This is a genomic window from Corallococcus terminator (genome assembly GCF_003611635.1).
Taxonomy (GTDB): Bacteria; Myxococcota; Myxococcia; order Myxococcales; family Myxococcaceae; genus Corallococcus; species Corallococcus terminator.
Genome location: NZ_RAVZ01000185.1, coordinates 1 through 19,096 on the forward strand (window position 1 = coordinate 1; position 19,096 = coordinate 19,096).

A 19,096-nucleotide genomic window follows, 5' to 3' on the forward strand; every position below is an offset into this window, starting at 1 on the left:
GTCATACAGGATGGAATGGGACTCACCCGCCGCTGCTGGAGCAGTTCCTTCCCAATCCCTCCGGAGCTGTTCCGGATACCGCCGCCGGTGGCTACATCGCGGCGGGCGACCACTTCAGCCTGTTCGTCCAGGGCTACCCCTACGGGGACCTGGTGACCTGGGGGGCGAATGAGTCCGGTCAGCTCGGTGATGGGACGGAAATCCTCAAGCCCTCGCCTGTCTATGCGCGGCGCTGGGACAGCTTCTTCCAGACCTACGTCCGGGTGGATTCCGTGGCGCTCGTCGCGGGCGGTGCGCGGCACGGCCTGTCGGCCCACTTCGAGCGGTGGGAGTACCAGGGCTGTCCCATCGTCTGGTCCTGGGGTGACAACAGTCAGGGACAGTTGGGCACGGGCAGCCTGTCGCCCGCCCTGGTCAAGTACGTCCAGCCGGGTCTGCCCCTGCGGCTCTTCTACCGGGACCAGGATGAGGACGGTCACGGCAATCCCGCCGACTTCCTGAATGCCTGCGCGCTCCCCGAGGGCTTCGTCGCCACCGCCCTGGACTGCGACGACACGAACGCGGCGTTCAAGCCCGGCGCCGTGGAGATCTGTGACGGCGTGGACAACAACTGCGACGGGCAGGTGGATGAGGGCCTGTGCGCGTCCTGGTACCGCGACGCGGACGGCGACGGCTTTGGCAACGCGAACGACTCCAAGCGGTCCTTCACCCAGCCCCAGGGCTACGTCGCGGACTCCACCGACTGTGACGACACCCGGTCCAACGTGCGCCCCGGCCAGGCCGAGACCTGCGACACCCTGGACAACGACTGCGACGCCCAGGTGGACGAGGGCGTGTGCGCGTTCTGGTACCGCGACGCGGACGGTGATGGCTACGGCAAGGCGAGCGATTCGGTCCAGGCCGGGACCCGGCCCGCGGGGTATGTGGCCAACGCCACGGACTGCGACGACACCCGGGCGAACGTCTTTCCGGGCGCGTCCGAGGTCTGCGATGGCCTGGACAACAACTGCAACGGTCAGTCCGACGAAGGTGTGGGCGCCCTCTGGTACCGGGATGCCGACGGGGATGGCTTCGGTAATCCGGGCAGCACCGCCGCGGCCTGTGGCCAGCCTGCGGGCTACGTCGCCAACGCCAGCGACTGCAATGACTCCAACGGGAGCATCCGGCCCGGCGCCTCGGAGGTCTGCGACGGCGTGGACAACAACTGCACCGGCGGGGTGGACGAGGGGGTGATGCCCACCTTCTACCGTGACGGCGATGGCGACGGTTACGGCACGGGGAGCCAGTCGGTCCAGACGTGCTCGCAGCCCGGCGGCTACGTCTCCAACGCGGGTGACTGCAACGACTCCAATGCGAGCATCCGGCCCGGTGCGACGGAGACGTGCGACAGCGTGGATAACAACTGCAACGGTGCGGTGGATGATGGCGCGGGATCGATCTGGTACCGCGACGGCGATGGCGATGGCTACGGCACGTGGATGCAGTCGATCCAGCAATGCTGGCAGCCCGGCGGCTACGTCTCCAACGCGAGCGACTGCAACGACTCCAACTCGGGTATCAATCCCGGTGCCTATGAGTACTGCGACGGTACCGACAACAACTGCAACGGCCAGGTGGATGAAGAAGGAGCGACCTGGTATCGCGACGCGGATGGCGACGGCTACGGCAACATCAATCAATCGACGGAGTCGTGCTGGCAGCCTGGGGGCTACGTCTCGAATTCCGGCGACTGCAGTGATGGGAACCCGACCATCAATCCGGGCGCTCCGGAGGTCTGCGACGGCGTGGACAACAACTGCAACGTGTTGGTTGACGAAAACGGTGGGGCGGGCACGTACTATCGAGACGCCGACGGAGACGGTTACGGTAACCCAGGCGTCTCGACCACGGCGTGTTCGCAGCCCGCAGGCTACGTCGCCAACGCTGGCGACTGTAATGACTTCAACTGGAGCGTCAACTCCGGAGCCCCGGAGGTCTGCGACGGCGCGGACAACAACTGCAATGGCGCGGTGGATGAAGGTGCGGGGTCGACCTGGTACTTCGACATCGACAACGACGGCTATGGCAATGCGAGCCTGCCGACACAGAGTTGCTCACAGCCTTTTCGCCACGTCTCCAATGCCAGCGACTGCGACGACTTCAACGTATCCATCTATCCCGGAGCACCGGAGGCCTGTGACGGGAGGGACAACAACTGCAATTACCTGGTGGATGAGGGTGCGGGGTCGACCTGGTTCCGCGACGGCGACGGCGACGGCTACGGCAATTGGTACCAGTCGACGTATACGTGCGGGCAGCCCGGTGGTTACGTCTCCAACGCCAACGACTGCAACGACTCCAGCGCAGCCAGCCATCCCGGAGCAGCGGAGGTCTGCGACGGCGTGGACAACAACTGCAATTACGTGGTGGATGACGGTGCGGGGTCGACCTGGTACCGCGACAGCGATGGCGACGGCTACGGCAATGGAAGCCAGTCGACGTATGTGTGCGGGCAGCCAAGCGGCTACGTCTCCAACGCCAGCGACTGCGATGATTCCAACGCGTCCATGAGTCCCGGGCACGCGGAGGTCTGCGACGGCGTGGACAACAACTGCAACGGGCAGGTGAACGAGGGTGGCGTCTGCGTACCCGCCTGCGGCTCCCAGACCGCATGTGGAAATGTGTGTGTCGACACCTCCAGCGACTTCAACAACTGTGGAGGCTGCGGGCTCAAATGCCCCAACTGGAAGTTCCAGTGCATCGAGGGGGCCTGCGAATACATGCCGTAGCCCCGTGTCTCCCCTACGGGGGCCCCTGCCCCTGAGCCGCACGGAACGGGCCTCCTGGCGGACGTGTGCCGCCAGGAGGTCCGCGTGGAGTTGAGCGGTCAGGTGACGCGGGCCTGGCCGTTCTTGCTTTCACGCTGCTGCGAACGGACCCACCTGCGGGAGGCATGGAGCCCGCGCAGCACACCCCGCAGGGAGGGCCGCTGGCTGGCCAGGAGGAGCAGGTAGCTCCACACGGAGCTGCCACGACGGTTCAGCAATGCATGGGCGAACGGCGTCGCTTCCTGGTCGATGTAGGTGGGGACGTTCTCGAACCACTCAGAGCTGCTGCGCGCCGCGAGCTGGATGGCGACCAGGGCGGCGCGCCGCTCTTCGTCATACGCCTGGAGCGCGGTGGGCAGGTGCGCGTGTTCTCGAAGCTGCCGGGCCAGCGCGATGGCATCCTGCATGGCCAGCTTCGTCCCCGAACCAATCGAGAAGTGGGTGGTGTGGGCGGCGTCGCCCATGATCACGACCTTGTCGTGGTACCAGCGCTCGTTGGTGATGCGTTTGAAGTGGAGCCACGGCGCCTTGCCCAGCCCTCGTAGCTGGTTGAACAGGGAGTGGCCCACGAGCTGGCGCTTGAAGATGTCCTCCAGCTTCCGGAGGGTCTCGTCCGGCCCCATCAAGCCGAAGCCCAGCGCGTCCCAGGTCGCCTGCTGGCACTCGACGATGCAGGTGCTGGTTTCGGTGTTGAAGCGGTAGGCATGGAACCAGAGCCAGCCGGCGGAGGTCTCCGCGAAGGCGAAGGTGAAGGCGTCGAAGACCTTGTTGGTCCCCAGCCAGATGTATTTGTTCTTTCCCTCCTCGACCCGAGGCTGAAAGTGGCTGTCGTGTTGCTGGCGCAGCCGGCTGTTGACGCCATCGCAGGCGACGATGAGGTCCGCGTCCGCGAGCGCGGACAGGTCCTGGACGTCGCACTGGTAGCGGATCCCGACCCCGAGCCCCTTCGCCCTCCGGGTAAGGATGTCGAGCAGGCGGTCGCGTCCCAGGCTGAACCCATACGCGCCAATGCGGGTCGCCGTCTGGCCGCGGAGGTGCACCTCCTGCGTGTCCCAGCGGGCGGCTTCCGCGTCGATCTGCCGCGCGCTCACGGGGTCGTTCCGGTAGAGGTCGCGGAGCAGGTCGTCCCAGAACACGACGCCCCAGCCATACGTCACCCCGGGAGGGTTGCGCTCATGGATGGTGACGTCGTGCTGGGGGTTGGACAGCTTCGCGAGGATTGAGAAGTACAGCCCCGCAGGGCCCCCACCAACACATGCGATCTTCATGGCATCCCCTTGCCCGCTCCCGGCACCGGGCCCGCGAGCGACGGGCCCTGACGGACATGGGGGCATGCTACGGGTCCAGTGTGGGGTTCGGATGCTGTTCGAAAGAGCGAGCCAGCATTCCTGACAGGACAGAAGGGGGTGGGGTGGGGCTGCCTACCAGTACGGCTCACCTGTCGATTCGCCGGTCTCGGAGTTCATCTCCGGGCAGATGCCGGGAAGGACCTCCTTCTTCACCGACCGGAACTGGCCCGCATCGATGACGAAGTCCTGCAGGGCGCAGGCGTCGGGTTCGCTGGCCTTCCAGAGTGCGCGCAGGACCCGACTGTCAGGGCGGAAGGCGAGTTGGAGCATCCGGTGGCCTTCGCCGCTGGCGGGCAGGGGCAGGACGTGGCCGTTTGTCGCGTCGATGACGAATCCGAAGATGCACTCGGTGCCGCAGCCGCTGATCATGACCCCGTACCTTCCGCCGAACTTCACCCCGGTGGCCGCGGCGTCACGAATGCGGCTGCGATACAGCTTCACGTCGGCGTCGGCCCTGGCGAAGTCGGGTTTCGCGAGGCGCCCGGTGTAGAGCTGGGCGGGGTGTTCCTTGAAGGGGACAGGCGGCAGCGTGGCGACCGTTTTCGGGGCGTCCGCGTCCACTGGAGCCTCGGCCACCGCCTCCGTGCGGGTTGGCGCTGGGGGTGGAGGGGCGGCGGACTTCTCGCTGCATGCGATCAGGGTTCCTGCGACCGCGAGTATCACCAGGGTTGTCTTCGCCATGCTCCACCTCGACATCGTCCCGCGACCCCCAGTGTACCCCGCTGGAAGGGGCGGGACCCACAGGGCCCTGGGGTTCGAGGCTCGCGAAGCGCGGTCGTCGACCGCTCCAGTCCGGTGGGCTCCTCCACTGTTGGGTTGTGGTGGCAGTCGCGGCATGATCGCCGTACGCAAACTTCAGGGGGAAACAGGATGAGGCTTTGGACGCTCGGGTGGATGATCGTCGTGATGGTGGGCTGCTCCACTCGCGACAGTGACGTCGACATCGACGCGGGGAGCAATGCTGGCCTTGATGCAGGTATCGACGCTGGCCTCGATGCAGGTGCCGATGCCGGCTTCGACGCAGGTATCGACGCCGGTGCTGATGCCGGCCTCGATGCAGGTATCGATGGCGGTTTCGATGCAGGCGCAGATGGCGGCTTCGATGACGGCACGTGCACCCAGGATGCGGACTGTCTTGCTTTGGAGCTTTGCCATCCCACCGCGAAGGTGTGTGTGCGGACCTGCACGAGCAGCGCGGACTGTCCGGACACCGCGAAGACCTGCGACGTGCTGAGCCCCACCGACTCCCGGAGGGTTTGCAGGTGCTCGACGGACGTGCTGTGCAACGCCGATCAGGGCACCTCCGACCGGGTGTGCTCGATCCCTGACGCCGTGTGCATCCCGAAGTGCACGGCGGATGGAGAGTGCGGTGAGGGGCTGCGCTGCGACACCTCGTCGGGGCACTGCAAGGTGCGGGGCGACACCGGTGCCGCCTGCACGGGCGAGGGACAGTCGAGCTGCGACTACGGCACGCACTTCTGCGATTCGAACGTGTGCATGCCGCTCTGGCAGCCCCAGTGCCTGAACTACGAGAACTTCACGGGCAAGGATTCACTGGGCACCACGGGCCCCATCCTCTACGACGCCCGTCGGGTGAGCGTTTCGACGGACACGACTCTCTGCGGAGTGGCGACTCCCAAGCTCGTGAAGGTGGCCTTTTCGGCGTACTCCAGCGTGCCCTTCCCGATGACCAGGGGGGCCGTGAGCGGTTTCTTCCGGGTGCTGGTGGATGGCTCGCTCCGGGAAGGAACGCAGGACGTGGTCCGGGGGACGGACTACACCGTGTCGGGAGACAACCGGGAGCGTGCCGAACTGGTTGTCAGCCTCTGCGCCGCGCCAGAGAGCACCACCCTCTCGACGGCCTACTACTTCACGAACGGCAATTTCCTCTGCTTCCAGGCCAACTTCTGATCATGACAAAACAGGCACTGGAGGAGCGGCCCGATTGGCAGGCACGAGAGGACGCCAATGGTCGTGTGATTCCCGCACCTGTTTTCGACGTCAGCCCCGCTTCGATGGAGTAGGGCGGCACGCCCTGCTGAGCCTGCTCTTCCCGCGAGACGCCAGGGCCATGCGTGGCCCTGGCGCTTCGCGCCACGTCACGGCACCGGCACGGGCTTGGGGCTCACTTCGATCATTCCAAGGTTGCCATCCAGGTACTCGGCCATCTGCTCCGGCGTCACCTCGATGGGGCCACGGGGGCAGAGCGGATCATTGACGATGTAGTTGCCCTCGGCCGTCTTGCCCGTCACGGTGACCCAGTGCCCACCGAAGTTCCCATCCTCCAGGTAGTTGCCGGCGGCGGCGGCCGCGGGACCCCAGGCCTGATGGAGGGCATCGTCGCCGAAGGGATTGCCTCCCAGGATGACGGGATGGCCGCGTGTCAGCGCGCCATCCAGTGACTCCGCCGTCACGTCCGCGATGCCGAAGACCGTGGCCACGGCCCCTGCCTCCGTCACGCCCTTGGCGACCTTGTCGATCTTCATCGTGACCGACTCGTTGGATGTGCCGAAGATGCTGTCACGCACGCCGTCGATGGCCTCGCCCGCCCCGGCCGCGTCCGGGTGCTCCATCACCCCCACCGCTGTCGCGGCGATGACCACCGAGGCCGGTCCACAGTCGTTGCCGCCGTAGTACTCGCTGCCATCGTTGTAGTCCGTGGCGCCCTTCTCCCCCCACTGGGCGACGTGGAAGGCCTTCGCCTCCTCCAGCGTCGTGACGGTGCTCGGAGGCGTGGGCGGCACGAGGTCCTTGCCGGACAGGTCCTTCACCCGCACCTCGCCGTCCGGCATGCGGGTGATGCTGCCACGCTCGAACTCCTGCACCCTCGCGCCATCCCGCCCCGGCTCCAGCGGTCCCATGGGCCGTCCGAGCTGCGGCGCGTATGCCTCCGCCAGGACGTCCATCGTGGCATCCGTCTTCGGATGCTGCGGGCGCTGCATGGCTTCGAGCGTGGCGGGGCTCATCTTGCCGTCCGCGGGGCTGATGCCCTCATCCACCTGGTATGCCTTGAGCGCGGCCTGCGTCATCCCCCCGAAGTTGCCATAGGGCGCATTCCCCATCACCAGGTGGCCCGTCCCCTCGAGGAACTTCTGCAGGCGCGTGACGGGCCCTCCCTCCGCCTTGTCCTTCTGGCCAAAGACCACGTCGCCGACGCCCTCCGCCTGGGTCAGCGGCGGGGGTCCCCCATGCGGCTCACGCGCCGCGAAGGGCCCCTTCGCGGCCACATCCATCAGCTTCGCCAGTCCCTGCAACCGCCGCATCGCATCGCCGTTCACCACGCTCTCGAAGGTGTCGCGCACGACGTTGGGCCGGGGCTGCGGCCCGATCTGCGTGCCCGGCGGATACTGCGTGGGCGCGCTCCGCGTGCCCACCGTGTTCGACGGCGGCGTGAAGAGCGTGAACGGGTTGCTTCCAATCCGAGACATGAATTTCCCCCTCATGAGCCCCCAAGGCCCGTACAGCATCATCCGAGAGTCAGTCTGAAAGTTTCCAGTGAGGGTTTCGTTATATAGCGCCGACACAATGAATCACTCCCCTGGCGGCGCGCGATTAATTGCATTTAATCGCCCTTAATCGCGCTCGGCCCCAAGGCTCCCTTCCGCTTCCAGGGCCCCTTGCAGGAGTGGCTCCGGGACCTGGAGGGTCTGAAGACTCTGGGTCAGCTCCACCGAGTCCGCTCCCGCGCCCGTCGCGTGCGGAAGCTGTTCCGCTGGAAGACGGGCAAGAACGGGCTGAAGGTGAAGCCGAGGAGCCGGGTGCGGTCCTGCTCCATCCGGCTGCGGGTGATTGGAGCCCCGCGCCGTGGCTACGGAGGGGGCAGTGGCTGCCAGTTCGGATCAGGCCAGACAAAGGGGTTTCCTCCCGTGCCCGGAGCCGGGTTGCCGAAGTAGCGCTGGCAGCCCTCGACGTTCGAGGAGGCTCCCAGTATTTCCCAGAAGCCAGGGCAGACATCCCGGGGGATTCGCGTGCGACAGTCCGCCATCGTCCGTTCGCCCGCGCCGGACTGCGCGTAATAGGCGCTCACGAAGTCCCACGCGATGCGCTGGAGGGCCTGGACGGTCGCCGCGTTCTGGCCAGGAGGCACCAGGGCCCCTTCGGGCGACTCCCGGAACACGGCCGCATGGTGGACCGCGGCCATGTAGTACGCCCCCAGGGACGTCAGGTGGACGTTGTCGCTGAAGAGCACGTTGAGCTTCTGCGAGGTCGAGCCGGTGATGCCGGGCACCTCGTTCGCGATGACGCGCTCCACCAGATGGACCAGCGCCGTACTCCCCGGGAGCGCCAGCACGCGGTCCGCCCGTCCATCCGCCTGCAACGTGAGGTTCACCTTGGAGGACACACACTCCCAGGCAACCCGAGCATTCTTCTCATAGGCAATCCACCGAGCCGGGTTGGCTTTATCAAGCTCCAGCCACGTGTGATAAAAATAGGTGACGGCTTGTGGATTCCCAGCAATCAAGCGGTCATGGAAGTGCCGCAAGTAGCCGATGGTGTTCTCCCACTGGATGGTGCCCAGGAGGTCATGCCGTTCGGTGATGAGGAGGGTGTCGTATCGCTCTGCCTGGCCCAGCGTCTGGGGAGACAACAATTCCTGGACCACGTTCATGCTGCTGCCCACGCGGTTCTTGCCCGAGCGGTATCCTTCCCAACCGTTATTGCCCCAGGTCCTCACCCGGAGGGGTGAGCCAATCACATTCTGCTGGTTCCAGTTGAAGTCCTTGCCTTGACTCGTCGCGATGCCATCGAAATGGTCGGGCATGGGATTGTCGAGCAGGCTGTGTCCGGAGAAGAAGACCCGGGCGCTCGTGATGGGGGACGCCCCCGCATCCGGGCTGCCAGCATCCGGACTGCCCGCGTCATCGTCATGAGGCCCGGCGTCTGGCTTCGTGCCGCCGTCGTCTCCGGGAGGACGCACGCCCGAATCGAGAGTGCCAGGGAGTCCTTCGGCGGGAACGTCCTGGCCTGGCTGTCCGGTGCATCCCAGCCAGAGGGAGACCACCAGGAATGCGCACAGCCTCGGTCTTGATTCGTTCACGGTCCAGGTCCTCATCGCGGAAATGACGGCTTGATTCCTCCCACCAGACCGCTTCGTCGGGTGGCGGGTGCAGCCAGCTACCTGATTCCAGAATAGGCTGGAGGGGCTGCCGGACGGCATGCGCACCCAACAGGGCTCCTGACCTTCCTGTACGTCAGGGACGCGCTTCCAGGAGGGAGTCCTCCACCGAGCGCGACAGCTCACGCCACTTCAGCATGGAGCGGCGGAAGTGCTCCTCCGGTGGCTCCTCGATGCCGAAGGTGTGGAGCAGCACGGGGCCCTCGTAACCGGCGCGGCGCAAGGGGAGCAGGTACCGGGTCCCCACGTCGAGGTCGCCCCGGTCGAGCGGCTGGATGACGTCGGACCAGCCGGGAGCGTGCGGATCGAACTCGCGTGCGGCGCCGTGGATGCTCACGAGGGCGAGCTGGGTCGCGGCGGTCGCGATGACCTCCTCCAGCCGATCCCGGTTCCCCGCACGGAGCTCGTGACAGAGATGGAGCGAGGTCTTCAAGCGGGGACGGTCGACCGCGGCGAGCAGGGCAAGCGACTCCTCGACGTTCTCGATGGCCTCGCCGTCATGGGGGTACAGGACGACGTCCACTCCGCGCGCGGTGGCCAGATCCACCACGTCGCGGACCGAGGCGACCATGGTTGCCTTCGCGTCCGGAGGGCCGCTCAGGATGAGCCAGAGCGCCGTCCGCTGAGGGGCGAGCGCCGCCAGCATCCCATCCAGCGCCTCACGGTCCCAGGCCGTGTCGAAGGGCAGGACGAAGAGGACGGCGGGAAGGCGTACCCGTCCCGCCACCACCGCGGGCTGGGCGGCGTAGGTGTCGAAGGCCTCACGGCCCGGCCAGAACAGCGTCACCCCGGCGTAGCCGAGCGAATCAAGCAGCTCCACCTGCGCGGCGACCGGCCGCGACTCCAGCGTGAAGTTTAACGCACCGAGCGGAGCGTCGGATGGAGCAGGACGCCCTGGTTCGCTGCATCCCACCAAGGCGGCCATGAGCAGCACGGGTGCGAGCCATTTCGGCCAAGGGCTCCCGTTGATGGCCGCCCAGGGAGGCACGCCCTGGACCGCTGCCGCGAGTGTGTCCCCCGACGTGGCGCCTTCCCGCGTGAGCCGCTTCAGGACCTGCTCGACGGCGGCCACGTCCTTCAACTGGGGTGGCATCTCATCCAGCAACCCGTCCGCCTTCTTCATCCACGCGGAGACATCGGGTTTCCTGGTCATGGTGGGGCGCGCCATGGTGGGCACCTTGCCAAGAAGGGGAGGCCGGCGCGCGCGAAATGCGCACGGCCTCGCGACAGGCCTTGGAAGCCAGCAGGCGGTCCGAGGCCTCATCCTGCGATACCCGGTCCTCTGGGCGCGGGTGCCGGGGGCCTAGTTACAGGGCGCGCCGCAGAGGCCTGCACCGCGGGCCTGACATTGCGCATGGCCTGTGCAGAACAAGCCATCACCCGTGCAGCAGCCGAGTAGGGGCGAGGACTCGACCGAGGTCTCGGCCGGAACCGCGTTGCTGGGAGCCGTCGATACGAGCACGGGCTCTTCATTCACCGCGGAAGAGGGGACCGCCATTCCCACCACGAAGGCGAAACTCAGGGCGACTCCGGAAACGAGCTTGCGCAGCATCTGGGGCTCCTTGGGTTGAGAGGCATCTGGAAGCGTACTCCCATTGCAATTCCAATCCAAGACACCACGGCGGATGACGCCGCTCAGCTCCGGTTGTCGATGGAGGCGGTCGAGTCTGGATGTATTTTGATGGGCGGAATGGATGGTGCGCTTCGATGACGTGCAAGGACTTGTCGGCCGGGGAGCGATGCTTGTAGAGGTGAAGCGAAGCAACAGCGCCCTTCGCGTCTGGCTACCGTGAAGGGCGCTGCCTTTACCCGTCTGGAATTCGACGTCGGGACGGGCAGTACGGGATTGCTGTCGAATCAGAAGCGGGCGAGGAAGGCGTCGTAGCCGCCGGCGTTGGTGTTGCCGCCGAGGCTTCCGAAGGTATGTCCGACGACAAAGGTGTTGCCGGAGGCGTCCACGGCCACGCCGTAGGCGATGTCCGGACCCGGTGTCCCCAGGGTGCGGGTGCCCAGCCTGGTTCCCAGCGCGTCATAGCGGGTGAGGAAGGCGTCGAAGGAGCCAGCGGGCGGGTTGCCGTCGAGCGCGGCGGAGGTGTAGCCGACGAGCTGCACGACGTTGTCCGTGGTGACGGAGACGCCGAACGCATAGTCGGTCTGCGTTCCGCCCATCATGCGGCTCCAGTGGCGGTTGCCGGCGCTGTCGTAGCGGGCGAGCAGCACGTCGATGGTGCCGTTGTTGGTGTTGCCGTCAAGGCTGCCGAACGTCTCGCCAGCGAGATAGACGCTGCCGTCGGGGGCCACGGCGACGCTCTTGGCGTCATCGAGGTCGCCCGCGTCGATCTGTCGGACCCACTGCTGGGCGCCGAGGATATTGACCTTGAGCAGGAAGATGTCGGTGCTCATGGGAGTGGTGGTGCCGTCGAGGCTGCCAGAGGTGTTGCCGACGACGTAGACCTCGTGGGTGGGCGTGACGGCGATGCCGCGCGCCACGTCGCTCGTGGAGGTGCCGTACTGCTGGAGCCAGTACGGGTTGCCCGCCGTGTCGTAGAGAGCGACGACGATGTCGTAGTGGTTGGGGTTGCCGCCATTGGCGAAGCTGCCGCCGGTGTAGCCGGCGAAGTAGAGGGTGTCGTCCGCGCCGATGGCGAGACCGGTCGCGAAGTCGTCCATCTGCGTGCCCTTCTGGCGCAGCCACAGGCGGTTGCCGGCGGCGTCGTACTTGGCGATGAAGAAATCGATGCCGCCCGCGTTGCTGTAGAAGTCGAAGCCTCCGAAGGTGATGCCGGCCACGTACGCGTTGCCGTCCGCGTCGGTGGCCACGGCGGTGGCGCGGTCCATCTGCGCGGTGCCGAGCTGGTGGACCCACTGGAGGTTGCCGGCGGTGTCATACCGGGCGATGAAGGCGTCCTGTCCGCCGGCTTGCGGGTCGGCGCCGAGCCGGCTGGTGGTCTGGCCTGCCACGTAGACACTCGTGCCCGAGACGGCCACGGCATTGGCCTGCTCGTCACGATTGGCGCCGAGCTGGCGCACCCAGGATGGGGGTGGGACCTGGGCCTCGGCGACGGAGGGGGCGCTCGTGGCGCAGACGACGCTGGCGAGACCGAACATGCTCAAGAGGGGGTGTTTCATCACGCACTCCATTTCTCAGTGGGGGAACTGAGCCGTGGCGCCGGGAGGACGCCTGTCGTCCGCTCCGGAAAAAAAATCTGCTGCCACGGCACCATTTCAAAACCACGAGAAACGGGCGCGCGGAAGATGGGTAGAGAAAGACACGCCAGCCATCTCATCGAGCTCGCGCAGGTGCTGTGAGGCCAGAGCCTGGGAGAGACGGGAGCGCAGTCGAGGGGGGGGCCTTCGGACCGAGGCGGCGGCCAGGCAGGCTCGACCCCGCCTTGCACCCTCCATCTCCCCTCTTCATCTTCCGAGCAGGGTACGGCCGGACCGCCTGCGGCGGGGTGGACTGGAGCGGAGGAGGCACGTGCTGCAAGAAACCAGAACAACTCCACTGCAGGATGTGGGTCGCGGGCTGTTGGGCTCGTTCATGGTCGGGGCGGGCACGGGGCATCTCTCCTTCGCGCGAGGGCCTTTTCAGGCGCAGGTGCCTGACTGGGTCCCGATGGACAAGGACACCGTGGTCCTGCTCTCCGGAGTGGTCGAGATAGGACTCGGGCTGACCCTGCTCTTCAACAAGCGGCACCGGGTCCCCGTCGGGCTGGGACTGGCGGCCTTCTTCGCGCTGGTTTTTCCCGGCAACCTGCATCAGTACGCCAAGCGCATCTCCGCGTTCGGCCTGGATACGGACACCCGGCGCCTGGTCCGGCTGTTCTTCCAGCCCGTGCTGATGGGTTGGGCGGTGTGGTCCACCGGGGCCCGCAAATCGTAGCGGTAGGCGAAGTCTCACGGCTCGCTGCGGAGAAGCGGCTCCGCTGCTTCCTGGAGGCCGTGCTGCCGTGAAACAGCAGGGCGAGGGCCCGGAGGCCCCCGCCCCGCCTGGAGTCAGTCCCGGCCTCAGTTGCAGGAGGTCAGGACCGGGCCGACGACGATGCACCTTCGCGAGGCCTGGTCATTGGCCGCGTTGGGGTCCAGCGGGGTGCTGGCCGTGCGGCGGGCCGTGACGGTGTAGGGCAGGCCGAGGGTGAACAGGTTCAGGGGGACGGTGAAGAACCGGCTCTGCGTGGCCCCCGGAGCGATGGCGCCGAAGCCGCAGGTGGTGCTTCGTGTGCCCGGCGTGCACTGGCCGGGCGAGGCGACCAGCGGTGCGGGCAGCGACGCGGTGACGGTGGCCATGTCGAGCGGCTCGGGGCCGTTGTTCGTCACGGACACGTCGTAGCGGATGCTCGGGTTGAAGAGGCTGAAGATGGGCCGGGCCACGAGACGCACGGCGACGTCCGCGACGATTCCGGTCGTGTTGAGGAACACGACGGCGGTGTTGGCCGGCTCCTGGGTCACGACGATGTCCGGCCTGCCATCCCCGTTCCAGTCCGCGACGTCGATGTCGGAGGCCGTGCTGCTGGTGGAGAGGACGGTGGGCTGGGCGAAGCTGCCATCGCCCTGGTTGATGAGCACGGTGACGTCCGGCCCGGTAGCGGAGGCCACGGCCACGTCGAGCAGTCCGTCCAGGTTGAAGTCCGCGAGGGCGATGTCCTTGGCGTTGACGGTGGTGTTGGACCGGATGAACGAGCCGTAGGTGTTGTTGCCCATGCTGGGCGTGACGGACACGTACTGGTTGCCCGCCACGACGAGGTCCCTGAGGCCGTCGCCGGTGGCGTCCCCCAGCGCGAGCCGGGCGGCGAAATTGGGCGCGGTGGCGTTCTCGAGCGAGGGGAACTTCCCGGTGCCATCGCCGGCCTGGATGGCCATGACGCCAGCGGCATTCACGCCGACGATGTCGACGTGGCCGTCTCCGGTGACGTCCGCCATGGCGACGTCCCGGGTGTTGGGGGACAGGAGCACCGGGCGTTCGGTAGGGAATTGAGTGCCGGGGGCGGTGACGATGAAGACAAACTGGTTCGTGGGGGAGAACGTGATGAGTTCCGGGGTCGCCGTGTTCTCGACGAGGTTGGCGACGGCGAGTCCGCGAAATGCCGCCGGCTCGCTCGGGAGTTGGGCCAGACCGGGTGGCGTGGACAGGAATCCGCCTGCGCCGTCGCCGTAGAACGTGGCGACGACGTTGTTGCCCACGACGGCGACGTCCGGATTGCCATCCCCGTTGAAGTCCGAGATGCCGGCGACGGAGACGGGCAGGGTGATGCTGGTGGGCAGGGCCACCGTCCTCTGGGTGGCGAGCATCCCCGTCGAGGAGCCGAGCTGGATGGCGAGGGTGCGGTGGAGGATGTTCACGATGGCGACGTCGGGGATGCCGTCCTTGTTGAGGTCGGCGGTTGCCACGTAGCGGGGGCCCGGGCCCGTGGAGGATTCCACGGGGGCCGCGAAGGTGGCGGGAGTCGCGGCCCACGCGGGCAGGCAGAGGCCCAGCAGTCCAAGGGCCAGCAGGGCTGGCGTGATGCGACGGGAGGAGCGGGTGCGCTTCAGGCTTCGGAATGTCATGGCACGTCCTGGCACGTTGGAGTCACAGCGGAATGGCAGGCTTCAACGTGCGTCTCGCGTCCCAAAGGGGGGCCTGTCCCGAAGCGTGAACCGTCACGTCCTCGGGGGTGGGGTCCAGGACTGCTGTTGCGTGTGACTCCGGTCCAGATGAGACAGGGAATGGGCCGGCGGTGATGCGGCCTGCCGTGCACAAGGCATCTTCCGCACCGGTACCCTCTGGCATTCCTTCCAGGTCATTCACTACGCTTCCCGGTCCGTCTCCCATTCAAGGGAGGCCTGAAGGGAAAACACCGTGTCCTCGATGTCTCGTTGGCCCTGGATGCTGTTGGCCCTCCTTCCCCTGGCCCTTTCAGGCTGCACCCAGCAGTCCTCCACCCCGAACCCCGGGCCTTCCGACCCGGACGACGTGGAGACCGGCCCCTGGGATGGGAGCGCGCAGACGCTTCCCGAGCGGACCGACGCGATAGGCCAGACCGCCTACTCGGACTGTCACTACAAGCTGCCGCCAAACACCCAGGTGACGGCTTGTGACGACCCGTCCCTCTTCTTCGACCGCTCCTCCTGCCCGTCGGATGCCTTCAACAGTCTGGACTCCACGGGCACCTACCAGATCGTCACCCGCACCGTCTCGGGCCTGACCTATGCCTCCTTTGGCCTGCGGATTCCTTCCGACGGAACCCCAAGCACCCTGTTCGATGGGGGGCGGGACGTGGCGTTCCTGGGGGGAATTCCCCAGAAGGAGGGCACGCCCCTGACGCAGCAGCAGGTGGGGGCGGGCAGTTTCTCCTTCTCGATGACCTTCCCCTGGAATCCGCCCCGTGACTTTGCGCGGAGCTACCTGTTCGCCGGCTGCACCCGCCCCGAGCCGGATCGGATCAACGGGTGCTTCGCCCTCTGTTCCAATGGCGGTATCCGGAGCGTGGGGACGTTCACGGCGGTGCGGACCCACTGGGGCCGGGGCGAGGCCGAGTCCGGGGGAGGCCTCACCCTGGTCTCCGAGACCGCGGCTCCCCTGCCCCAGTCGGGAGAGGTCACCGTCGCCAAGAACCACGCCTACGTGGTCGGGTTGCCGACCAACAACTACTCGGGAGGACTGGCTGTCTTTGACGTGAGCGACCGCGCGCATCCGGTCCTCGTCAAATCCCTTCCGTTCGGAAACGCCACGCCCACGTATGCCGTCGCGGCCAGGGGCGACGCGCTCTACGTCGGCGGTTTTGGTCGTTACGGTGGTGGGTTCCTCGTCTACGACATCTCCAACCCCGCGGACCCGCAGCCCGTGGGCGTCCAGTCCAGCGTGGGGTCGCTGTTCGTGGACGGGGACCGGCTGTACACCACCGGCGGACAGGGAGCGGACGTGCAGGTGTACGACATCTCCACGCCCCTGGCCCCCGTCCTGCTCCAGCGAGTGACTCCCCTCGTGGAAGGGACCACGGGGCCGCTGGGCGTCTCCGCCTGGCAGGGTCGTCTCTACGTCAACCACGGAGTGGGAGGCTTTCTGGCCTTCGACGTGAGCAACCCCACGAGTTTCCGGCAGTTGGGCGGGTACAACTTCGTGAATCAATACAGCAACGCGAGCGTGGTCGGCACCTTCGCGGGCCGGACGATCGCCTTCGAGGCGGGCCAGGGCCTCAACGCGCACCTGCGCGTCCTGGACGTCACCGACCCGAACCAGATGCGACTCATTGGCGAGCACACCCTGCGCTCCGAGTTCTCCATCAACCACCTGGTGCTGAAGGGCACGCGGCTCTACACCACCTGGTTCCAGGAGGGCGTGCGCGTCCTGGACGTTTCCATCCCGACGCAGCCCCACGAAGTGGCGTTCTTCAACACCTACCGCGAGACGGACACCGGTCGGAAGGGCAGGACACTCGAGGGCGCCAGCGGCATCCACGTTCCGGGCGATGGCTACGTCTACGTGGCGGACACCCATCGCGGGCTGCTCATCTTCAACGAACCCTGACCCTCATCCAGCGGCCCTCACCTCCCGCCCGCCACTCCCAACAGGGCTCCTGTCCTTCCGATACGTCTCAAGGGAGGCCTGTCCCGAAGCGCGAACCGTCATCTCCTTGGGGGGTGGGTGCCGTGATTCACAAGGGCAAGATTCTCCAAGTGCGCGGGCCCGGGCGTGACTACGCTCGCGCCGCGTCACGACGGCCTGGGGCGGCTGCCCTCCTGGATGCGGCGACGGTCGAAGGGAACGAACGATGACGGCCACGACGGTCATGCGGTGCGATTCGCTCTCGGTGTTCGACTACCGGTGCCACGCAGGGCCCGGCGACACGCCGTTCACGGAGCTGCACACGGGCTTCTCCCTCGCCTATGTCCGCAAGGGGAGCTTCGGCTACCGCACGCGAGGAAACGCGTTCGAGCTGGTAGCGGGCTCGTTGCTGATTGGCCACCCTGGTGACGAATACCAGTGCACGCACGAGCACGTGGTGGGCGGCGACGAGTGTCTGTCCTTCCGACTCTCGGAGACGTTGGTGGACGCCCTCGGCGGGCGGAGGGAGGTCTGGCGGACCGGCGCCATGCCGCCGCTGCCCGAATTGATGGTGTTCGCCGAACTCGCGCAGGCGACAGCGGAAGGTCGGCGCGACCTGGGGCTGGATGAGCTGGGAGTCCTGCTGGCGGCCCGCTTCGTGGACCTGGCTTCCGGAAGGAAGCGCAAGCCGTTGGATGCAGGGCCCCGGCATCGCCGTTGTGCGGTGGAGGCGGCGCTGTGGTTGGACGCGCACTCGCACGAGCCTGTCGTGCTCGAACGGGTGGCCCGGGAGTTCGGACTCAGCCCGTTCCATTTCCTGCGGCTCTTCTCGAAGGTCCTGGGCGTGACGCCGCATCAGTACCTGGTCCGCTCGCGGCTGCGCCACGCGGCACGGCTGCTGGCCGGGGACACCCGCTCCATCACGGACATCGCCTTTGACGTCGGCTTTGGTGATCTCTCCAACTTCGTGCGCACGTTCCACCGCGCCGCGGGCGTCCCGCCTGGCGGCTTCCGTCAGGCCGCGCGGAAGGAGCGCAAGTTCCTCCAAGTCGGGCGCGTGGTGCCCTCCCTAGGATGACGGTCATCACCCAAGGAGAGCAGCGTGTACGACCACATCGGATTGAAGGTGAAGGACCTGGACGCGAGCGTGCGCTTCTACGAGAAGGCGCTCGCCTCGCTGGGACATGTGCTGTGCACCCGTGACGCGTCGAGCGCGGGCTTTGGCCCGCCGGGCGAGCCAGTCCTGTGGCTCTATCACGCCAAGGATGCCGTCAGCCCCGGGGTGCATGTGGCGCTGAAGGCTTCCGAGCGGGCCGCCGTCGACCGCTTCCATGAAGGCGGGCTCGGGGCGGGTGGCCGCGACCACGGACGTCCTGGTGTGCGCGCCGACTACAGCCCGACGTACTACGCCGCGTTCCTGCTCGACCCGGACGGCAACAACGTCGAAGCGGTCTGCTTGCGCTGAGGCCTTCAGGGGCGTGAGGTCCGGCCCGTGAAGCCACGGGCCAGGAACCGATTTGTGCGGACCACTGATGGCCAGCACGCCCATCCCCAGCCGGAGATGCGCGAGCGGCCGAGGCACAAAGGCAGGCAACGTCGTCAGTCTTTCCTCCGAAGCGGAGGAGGCTCAGACCGTCAGGTCAACACAAGCCCCGTGTGTGCCATCCCATGAACGGAACGACGACTGCCAGGCGCCCGCAGTGGCTGAAACATGCTGTAGCAGGGTTGTTACAGAATTCTTGCAAGGCGCTTATCACCTCCCCCTCGTCTTTTTCTCGACTTCTTGGTAATTGAGGTCGAGAAAAAGGAGCCGGGAGAATGCGCGCTTTGAACAAGCTCTCAGTCGCGGTGGTGTTGGGTCTGTTGCTCGGCGGCTGCGGAGTCACGGACCTGGGCGGAGAAGACGTCACCCGTCAGCTCGAGCAGGACTTCGGTGGCCCGAGCGGCCTGATGGACTTCTTCGAGAGTCACACGGAGGAGGAGATCCGGGAGACGCTGACGCCCTACGGCGTCGGGTACGTCACCCACGGGAACGTCACCGCGGCCGTGATCAGCGATTGCCCGAAGTTCTTCCCGTCGAGTGACCGGAGCAAATGGCACAACTTCGATGGCGAGTATTACTTCATCGACAGCGTGGGCCGTCCGAGCCGGGCGTACAAGGATCTGCCGCGGATCGCCGCCGCGCCGCGCGTCGACTCCTGTCAGACGAACGTGGGCCAGTGGGGGGACGCGGAAAACCCCAGCAACGACTACGACGGAGGACACCTCATCGGCTCACAGCTCGGGGGCTGGGGAGGGC

Annotated in this window: 15 protein-coding genes; 7 read left to right on the forward strand and 8 right to left on the reverse strand. The window is 66.8% G+C overall.

The window, feature by feature from the left end:
• Nucleotides 1-2,768, forward strand: a 2,768-nt coding sequence (locus tag D7V88_RS24455; RefSeq protein ID WP_279636071.1) for a MopE-related protein, incomplete at its 5' end; no start/stop codon positions are given.
• Between the two features lie 98 nt (nt 2,769-2,866).
• On the opposite strand, the gene D7V88_RS24460 is transcribed toward D7V88_RS24455, so the two are convergent.
• From D7V88_RS24460 to D7V88_RS43120, 3 genes are all read right to left on the reverse strand, one after another.
• On the reverse strand, nt 2,867-4,075 hold the full coding sequence (locus D7V88_RS24460) for an FAD-dependent monooxygenase (RefSeq protein ID WP_120543063.1): 1,209 nt from the start codon (nt 4,073-4,075) through the stop codon (nt 2,867-2,869).
• A 153-nt stretch (nt 4,076-4,228) separates the two neighbouring features.
• The gene (locus D7V88_RS24465) at nt 4,229-4,837 is read right to left on the reverse strand and encodes a hypothetical protein (RefSeq protein ID WP_147448850.1); all 609 of its coding nucleotides are present in this window, start codon (nt 4,835-4,837) and stop codon (nt 4,229-4,231) included.
• Between the two features lie 174 nt (nt 4,838-5,011).
• A complete protein-coding gene (locus D7V88_RS43120) occupies nt 5,012-5,311 on the reverse strand; it encodes a hypothetical protein (RefSeq protein ID WP_158625142.1) in 300 nt (99 codons plus the stop codon).
• An 18-nt stretch (nt 5,312-5,329) separates the two neighbouring features.
• Here D7V88_RS43120 and D7V88_RS24475 point away from each other — a divergent pair, with 18 nt between their 5' ends.
• Nucleotides 5,330-6,067, forward strand: a complete 738-nt coding sequence (locus tag D7V88_RS24475; protein WP_158625143.1) for a hypothetical protein — start codon at nt 5,330-5,332, stop codon at nt 6,065-6,067.
• A gap of 188 nt (nt 6,068-6,255) precedes the next feature.
• Here D7V88_RS24475 and D7V88_RS24480 read toward each other — a convergent pair whose 3' ends face one another.
• From D7V88_RS24480 to D7V88_RS24495, 4 genes are all read right to left on the reverse strand, one after another.
• On the reverse strand, nt 6,256-7,584 hold the full coding sequence (locus tag D7V88_RS24480) for a peptidoglycan-binding protein (protein ID WP_158625144.1): 1,329 nt from the start codon (nt 7,582-7,584) through the stop codon (nt 6,256-6,258).
• 380 nt (nt 7,585-7,964) lie between these two features.
• A complete protein-coding gene (locus D7V88_RS24485) occupies nt 7,965-9,074 on the reverse strand; it encodes a hypothetical protein (RefSeq protein ID WP_120543068.1) in 1,110 nt (369 codons plus the stop codon).
• Between the two features lie 274 nt (nt 9,075-9,348).
• On the reverse strand, nt 9,349-10,425 hold the full coding sequence (locus tag D7V88_RS24490) for a sugar phosphate isomerase/epimerase family protein (RefSeq protein WP_147448852.1): 1,077 nt from the start codon (nt 10,423-10,425) through the stop codon (nt 9,349-9,351).
• Nucleotides 10,426-11,129: 704 nt separating this feature from the next.
• Nucleotides 11,130-12,401 (reverse strand): SBBP repeat-containing protein, encoded by a 1,272-nt coding sequence (locus tag D7V88_RS24495; protein ID WP_244238362.1) that lies wholly within the window; start codon nt 12,399-12,401, stop codon nt 11,130-11,132.
• 412 nt (nt 12,402-12,813) lie between these two features.
• On the opposite strand from D7V88_RS24495, the gene D7V88_RS24500 reads away from it, so the two are divergent.
• Nucleotides 12,814-13,155, forward strand: a complete 342-nt coding sequence (locus tag D7V88_RS24500) for a DoxX family protein (RefSeq protein WP_504814259.1) — start codon at nt 12,814-12,816, stop codon at nt 13,153-13,155.
• 125 nt (nt 13,156-13,280) lie between these two features.
• On the opposite strand, the gene D7V88_RS24505 is transcribed toward D7V88_RS24500, so the two are convergent.
• A complete protein-coding gene (locus tag D7V88_RS24505; RefSeq protein WP_120543071.1) occupies nt 13,281-14,819 on the reverse strand; it encodes an FG-GAP-like repeat-containing protein in 1,539 nt (512 codons plus the stop codon).
• 325 nt (nt 14,820-15,144) lie between these two features.
• Here D7V88_RS24505 and D7V88_RS24510 point away from each other — a divergent pair, with 325 nt between their 5' ends.
• The 4 genes from D7V88_RS24510 to D7V88_RS24525 form a co-directional block, all read left to right on the forward strand.
• Complete coding sequence (locus D7V88_RS24510; protein WP_158625145.1) at nt 15,145-16,779, forward strand: LVIVD repeat-containing protein; 1,635 nt, start codon at nt 15,145-15,147, stop codon at nt 16,777-16,779.
• Nucleotides 16,780-17,023: 244 nt separating this feature from the next.
• Nucleotides 17,024-17,875: an AraC family transcriptional regulator gene (locus tag D7V88_RS24515; protein ID WP_120543073.1), complete on the forward strand. Its 852-nt coding sequence runs from the start codon at nt 17,024-17,026 to the stop codon at nt 17,873-17,875.
• A gap of 24 nt (nt 17,876-17,899) precedes the next feature.
• Entirely contained in the window at nt 17,900-18,262 is a 363-nt protein-coding gene (locus D7V88_RS24520; protein ID WP_120543074.1) for a VOC family protein, read from the forward strand.
• Nucleotides 18,263-18,615: 353 nt separating this feature from the next.
• Nucleotides 18,616-19,096 (forward strand): DNA/RNA non-specific endonuclease (locus tag D7V88_RS24525; RefSeq protein ID WP_208726442.1); only part of this gene is annotated, 481 nt, incomplete at its 3' end.

What these genes read in the sequence shown, in the direction of transcription:
- D7V88_RS24460 (WP_120543063.1), bottom strand. Translation starts at nt 4,075, where the DNA reads ATGAAGATCGCATGTGTTGGTGGGGGCCCTGCGGGGCTGTACTTCTCA.
- D7V88_RS24465 (WP_147448850.1), bottom strand. Translation starts at nt 4,837, where the DNA reads ATGGCGAAGACAACCCTGGTGATACTCGCGGTCGCAGGAACCCTGATC.
- D7V88_RS43120 (WP_158625142.1), bottom strand. Translation starts at nt 5,311, where the DNA reads ATGGCAAAGCTCCAAAGCAAGACAGTCCGCATCCTGGGTGCACGTGCC.
- D7V88_RS24480 (WP_158625144.1), bottom strand. Translation starts at nt 7,584, where the DNA reads ATGTCTCGGATTGGAAGCAACCCGTTCACGCTCTTCACGCCGCCGTCG.
- D7V88_RS24490 (WP_147448852.1), bottom strand. Translation starts at nt 10,425, where the DNA reads ATGACCAGGAAACCCGATGTCTCCGCGTGGATGAAGAAGGCGGACGGG.
- D7V88_RS24495 (WP_244238362.1), bottom strand. Translation starts at nt 12,401, where the DNA reads ATGAAACACCCCCTCTTGAGCATGTTCGGTCTCGCCAGCGTCGTCTGC.
- D7V88_RS24500 (WP_504814259.1), top strand. Translation starts at nt 12,814, where the DNA reads ATGGTCGGGGCGGGCACGGGGCATCTCTCCTTCGCGCGAGGGCCTTTT.
- D7V88_RS24505 (WP_120543071.1), bottom strand. Translation starts at nt 14,819, where the DNA reads ATGACATTCCGAAGCCTGAAGCGCACCCGCTCCTCCCGTCGCATCACG.
- D7V88_RS24515 (WP_120543073.1), top strand. Translation starts at nt 17,024, where the DNA reads ATGACGGCCACGACGGTCATGCGGTGCGATTCGCTCTCGGTGTTCGAC.